The sequence below is a fragment of the Streptomyces sp. NPDC047981 genome (assembly GCF_040653315.1).
In the GTDB taxonomy this organism is placed as follows: domain Bacteria; phylum Actinomycetota; class Actinomycetes; order Streptomycetales; family Streptomycetaceae; genus Streptomyces.
This window is the reverse complement of sequence record NZ_JBEZNQ010000174.1, coordinates 1-4,531: the sequence shown is the minus strand read 5'-3', so window position 1 is coordinate 4,531 and position 4,531 is coordinate 1. Positions and strand designations below refer to the sequence as shown.

The following is a 4,531-nucleotide window of genomic DNA, read 5'->3' as shown; positions in this document are numbered from 1 at the left end:
CGTCGTTCTGATCGCCCACCTCCGCCGCCGCTACGCGGAGCGGCTGACCGTGTCACCGAGATGATCTCCGCCTACGGAATTCTTGCCAGAGCCACGTTCACTTGTACGCCGACAGCTCCTGAGCTGATGAGTTGAGACGTCGAACATCTCTCTCAACGGCACACGAGCTTCGTGCGTTGCGGGACGCTGGCCCGTCACCCGATCAGTGACCACTCTGAAAGAGCTCAGTGATCCGGTAGACCCTGGTACGGGAAGGCGGCGATCGTCGCCGGGTCGCGTGGAGAAGAAAAGTGCAGCAGCAGCGACTCGCCCTTGCCGCCGGCGGGATCGCTGTCCTGGTCTTTTCGCTCACCGTCCCAGCCGGTGATGTGCCCGGCCTCGTCGCGTCGGACGTGGACCGTGCGCTTCCCGCTCGTGAGCGCCCGGGACAGACGTTCGCCATGTGAGCGCAGGCCCTGGCGGACCGCCACAAGGGGGCGGAACGAGGCGCTGGCGACCATGTCGGTGGGGGCCTCGCCGGGCGCCAGGAAGACCGGCACGATGATCCTGGCCACCTTCGTGGAGCCGTCCTTGTTGAGGCGGAGCGCCCGGCCGATGTTCTGGACGATCTCAACTTGGGAGCCGCGGGTGTCGGCAAAGCAGACAGCCTCGACTCCGCGTTCGCCGGTGCAAGCTGCGACCCTCGACGCGCCATCATCACCCTGGTCTACCTGCGCGAGCACACCACCTACACGAACCTCGCCGCCGGCTTCCCTATCAGCAAGGGCACCGCCCACACCTATGCACAGAGCGTGACGCGATCGGACTTCTCGCCCCGAAGGCACCGTCCCCGACACATACCCTGCCCCGGGCACGCCCCGCATACGACCTGATGGACCGCACCATCGCCGACGGCGACCGGGTCGGCGACCATGAACGCGACTACTCCGGCAAGACCCGACGACACGGCGTGAACATCCAGGCCGACACCGACCCCCGCAGGCGAGCTCATCTGGTACTCACCCGCACTGCCCGGCCGCACCGTCGACAACACCGCCGCCCGCACCCACCGCATCGCCACCACCTGTGAACAACTACGGATCCCCGTCCTCGCCGACAAGGCCAACACCGCAGCCTGCGCCACATTCCACGTACCGTTCAAACGCCACCTCGGACGCCCCCTCACCACCAGACAAACAGCCGTCAACCGAGCACACGCACGTCTCCGCTTCCCCATCGAGCGCGCCTCCGCCCCGCTCAAGACCTGGCAGATCCTCCGCAAAGCCCGGATCAACCCCAACCGACTCACACCAATCACCAAAGCCGTCCTCACCCCCGAGAAGCGACGCTGCAGATCCGCACTGAACGTCTTTCAACCTGTCTCTGACGGGTGAAGCTGCTGGTCAGCTGGGGTGGTGACGTGGCAGAGCCCCCGGTCGTTGGCAGTGTTGATTCCACTCGACACTGCCGACGGCCCGGGGGCTCTGTCGGTTTCGTATCCTTCCACGCTCGACGCCCGCATGAGCTCGCCGAGCATGTCTCCTGGCTCATCTACGACCGGCGGCATGAGGTGAAGTCGCGCTGGCGCAAGCTCGGTTGTTTGAAGCAAGCCCTGCCAGCGCTGGCTCATCTGCGGAAGAATGAGACGTTCGCGCAGGTCGGGGCCGGGTTCGGGGTCTCGGAGGCGACCGCCTGGCGGTACGTCGACGAGACTCTCGCCTTTCTGGCCGCGTGGGCACCGGGCCTGTACGAGGCCCTCGTCGGGCTGGGTGAAGGCGACTTCGTCATCGTTGACGGCACTCTCATCCCCACCGACCGCATCGCCGCGGACGAGCCGTACTACTCCCAAAAGCACGGCAAGCACGGCATGAACGTGCAGGTCATCGCCCGTCCGGACGGCACGCCCCCTATTGTTCTCCCGCGCCCTGCCAGGTCGCACCCACGATCTGACCTCGGCCCGCGCCCACGGCATCATCCAAGCCTTGCCTGACCAGGGACATCCTGCTCCTGGCGGACCGCGCCTACCAGGCCGCCGGCGGCGCTGTCCGCACCCCCTACTACCACCACCGCGAACAGCCCGCCCACCACCAGCAGTTCAACCGCGACCACGCACAGCTGAAAGCTCCCGGGGAACGGGCCTTCGCGCAGCTGAAGTCCTGGCGACTACTCCGGCGAGTTAGATGCTCCACCCGCCGCATCGGCACCACCATCCAAGCCGTCCACACACTCCTGACCTACAACTATTCAGGATGAAGGAGGCTCACTGAGCCTCTTCAGAGCGCCCACGATCGGGTGGTGAAGGCAACATCCGTCGGAGCTGGCTGCTTCCGCAGCTCAGCGGCCAGGTCAACCTGGGAGAGGCGATCACCCCCTGGTGTGGCCGTTGAAGAAGCTCAAATGTGCTCCATATTCTGCCCATCCGTCTGCCCGCTTCGATGCCGGTAGCGTGAAAGGATGAAGTACATTCCAACCGTCACCTAAATACCTTCAAGGACAACAGATGTTTACCAACTTCGCACTCCATAAAGAGTACATCGAGCAATCATTTCGCGAACTCCAGGACCTTCCCCACCAAGACTCGGGAAATGCCGAAGAATGGAGGATACAGGATTTCCTTGCGGGGCAACCGTGGTGGCATCCTCTAGATGAAGCGACGCGAAACTTCATCTACCATAATCTACTCACAGGAGCCCACCTTGATCAATGTCAGCAGAAAGTAGTGTTCGAAATGTGCAGGTTGGCAGGATTGAGGGATCTGGATAAGTCGAACATGGCCAAACTCAAACAACTGCCCGTGGGAAGTGCGGCACCGTTCCTCTTTTTCAATGACAAATACAATTCCACCCGGATCGCTATCGGGGATCGCGATGAGGTGGACTACCTATCGAGATTCGCCCTTGCTCACGGATGGATCATGAAGTTGGGACACGGACACAACCCCCTCCCCGGCATCCTTCCCGGGCGATCAATACACGGCGAATACGTTGTGGAATGCAACGATCCAGAATACGGAGAAAGGGCACGGAACTACCTTTCAGGGAGGTCCAAGAAAGAAATCCGTCGCTGATTCACTTCGGACGAATCCCATCAAAGATGCCAAAGATGACTTATTAAGCCTCTTTCATCCTGAATTGTGGCAGGTCAGGAGTGTGTGGATGGCTTGGACGGTGGTGCCGTTGCGGTGGGTGGAGTATCTGGCTCGGCGGAGTAGTCGCCAGGACTTCAGCTGTGCGAAGGCGCGTTCTCCGGGGAGCTTTCAGTTGTGTGTGGTCGCGGTTGAACTGCTGGTGGTGGGCGGGCTGTTGGTGGTGGTGGGAGTACGGGGTGCGAATCGTGGCGCCGGCATCCTGGTAGGCGCGGTCGGCGGGGAGGAGGATCTGCCGGGTCAGGCAGGCCTGGACGATGCCGTGAGAGCGGGCCGCGGTCAGGTCATGGGGTTCTGTCTGGAGTGGCGCGGGAGAGCCAGAGCGGTGTGCCGTCCCGGCGGCGATGACCTGCACGTTCATGCTGTGCTTGCGGTGTTTCGTCGAGTAGTACGGCTCGTCCGCGCCGATCCGGTCGATCGGGACGAGAGTGCCGTCAACGATGACGTGGTTCCCTTCACCGAGCCCGGTGAGGGCTTGCTGGAGACCGGGTGCCCAGCCGGCCAGCACGTCCGAGGTCTCGTCGGCGTAGCGCCAGGCGGTGGCCTGGGATAGACCGAAACCGGCCCCGAGCCGCGAGAACGTCTCGCCCTTTCGCAGGTGCACCAGCGTGAGAAGCGCCCGCTTGAAACAGCCGAGCTTGCGCCAGCGGGTGTCGCGGGCCTGCCCGTGCTCGTGCAGCAGCCAGACGACATACTCGACCAGCTCATGTGACACATCGAGCCTGGCAGGACACGAAACCACAGGGCCCCTTCGGTCGCCGGTGTGATGAGTGGAATCACCACGCCAACGACAAGGGGCCCTGCCGTCACCACCCTCACTGACCAGCCCCTTTCACCCATCAGCACAGGATGAAAGAAGCTCAATGAGCCTCCTCAGCGGCCACTCCAGAGGGTGAACGGCTCTGTGGAATTGATCCGTCTCTGATCTGCGGTCGCGCTCGGCCTCCGTGGATCAGGCCGTCACCCGATCGGTGACCACTCCGAAGATCCTTACTGGACGATCGAGGCCCTGCACCACGTCCGCGACACCACCTTCGCCGAAGACGCCTCCCAAGTACGAACCGGCAACCCGCCCCGCGCGATGGCCACCTGGCGCAGCCTCGCCATCGGCGCCCTCCGGACAGCCGGAACGAAGAACATCGCGGCCAGTCTCCGGCACAACGCCCGAGACCCCCGACGACCCCTCGCCGCCCTCGGCCTCAAGTGATCACAAACCGGGCGTCACCTGACTACGCCGAAGCCCTGGCACGGCACCAGCCCAGTGAACCAGATGCGATCCCCGACCAGCAGTTACGGGACAGCCCTTACGAGCTCGTGCACGGTAAGCGGTGAGACGTCGAGGGCTCCGGCAGGCCTGGTGCTCACCTCTGTCGTCGTGGGTTCAGGTCCGCGGTCTGCTGGTGGGAC

The 4,531-nt window shown here is 63.5% G+C and carries 5 protein-coding genes and 3 pseudogenes; 6 read left to right on the top strand and 2 right to left on the bottom strand.

The features are described 5' to 3' along the window. Positions 1-232: 232 nt before the first annotated feature. A pseudogene (locus tag AB0E14_RS39435) lies at positions 233-668 on the bottom strand (helicase); the annotation flags it as partial. Between AB0E14_RS39435 and AB0E14_RS39430 the strand changes: the two are divergent. The 5 genes and pseudogenes from AB0E14_RS39430 (at position 615) to AB0E14_RS39410 (ending at position 3,046) form a co-directional block, all read left to right on the top strand. Beyond that, positions 615-872, top strand: coding sequence for a transposase family protein (locus AB0E14_RS39430; protein WP_362430318.1), 258 nt, complete (start codon positions 615-617; stop codon positions 870-872). The pseudogene AB0E14_RS39435 and the gene AB0E14_RS39430 overlap by 54 nt on opposite strands. After that, the gene (locus AB0E14_RS39425; RefSeq protein WP_362430315.1) at positions 872-1,069 is read left to right on the top strand and encodes a hypothetical protein; all 198 of its coding nucleotides are present in this window, start codon (positions 872-874) and stop codon (positions 1,067-1,069) included. The genes AB0E14_RS39430 and AB0E14_RS39425 overlap by 1 nt, the downstream gene beginning before the upstream one ends. Next, a complete protein-coding gene (locus tag AB0E14_RS39420; RefSeq protein ID WP_362430321.1) occupies positions 990-1,373 on the top strand; it encodes a transposase family protein in 384 nt (127 codons plus the stop codon). Before AB0E14_RS39425 ends, AB0E14_RS39420 begins: the two co-directional genes overlap by 80 nt. Positions 1,374-1,424: 51 nt before the next feature. Continuing rightward, positions 1,425-2,232 (top strand): annotated as a pseudogene (locus tag AB0E14_RS39415) (transposase family protein). 247 nt (positions 2,233-2,479) lie between these two features. Continuing rightward, positions 2,480-3,046, top strand: a complete 567-nt coding sequence (locus AB0E14_RS39410) for a hypothetical protein (RefSeq protein WP_362430312.1) — start codon at positions 2,480-2,482, stop codon at positions 3,044-3,046. Between the two features lie 43 nt (positions 3,047-3,089). On the opposite strand, the gene AB0E14_RS39405 is transcribed toward AB0E14_RS39410, so the two are convergent. Next, positions 3,090-3,839, bottom strand: coding sequence for a transposase family protein (locus tag AB0E14_RS39405; RefSeq protein WP_362430309.1), 750 nt, complete (start codon positions 3,837-3,839; stop codon positions 3,090-3,092). Positions 3,840-4,115: 276 nt separating this feature from the next. Between AB0E14_RS39405 and AB0E14_RS39400 the strand changes: the two are divergent. Then, a pseudogene (locus AB0E14_RS39400) lies at positions 4,116-4,331 on the top strand (ISAs1 family transposase); the annotation flags it as partial. Positions 4,332-4,531: the final 200 nt, after the last annotated feature.

Excerpts from the sequence above, each read along its gene's own strand:
- AB0E14_RS39425 (WP_362430315.1), top strand. The coding sequence starts at position 872 with ATGGACCGCACCATCGCCGACGGCGACCGGGTCGGCGACCATGAACGC.
- AB0E14_RS39410 (WP_362430312.1), top strand. The coding sequence starts at position 2,480 with ATGTTTACCAACTTCGCACTCCATAAAGAGTACATCGAGCAATCATTT.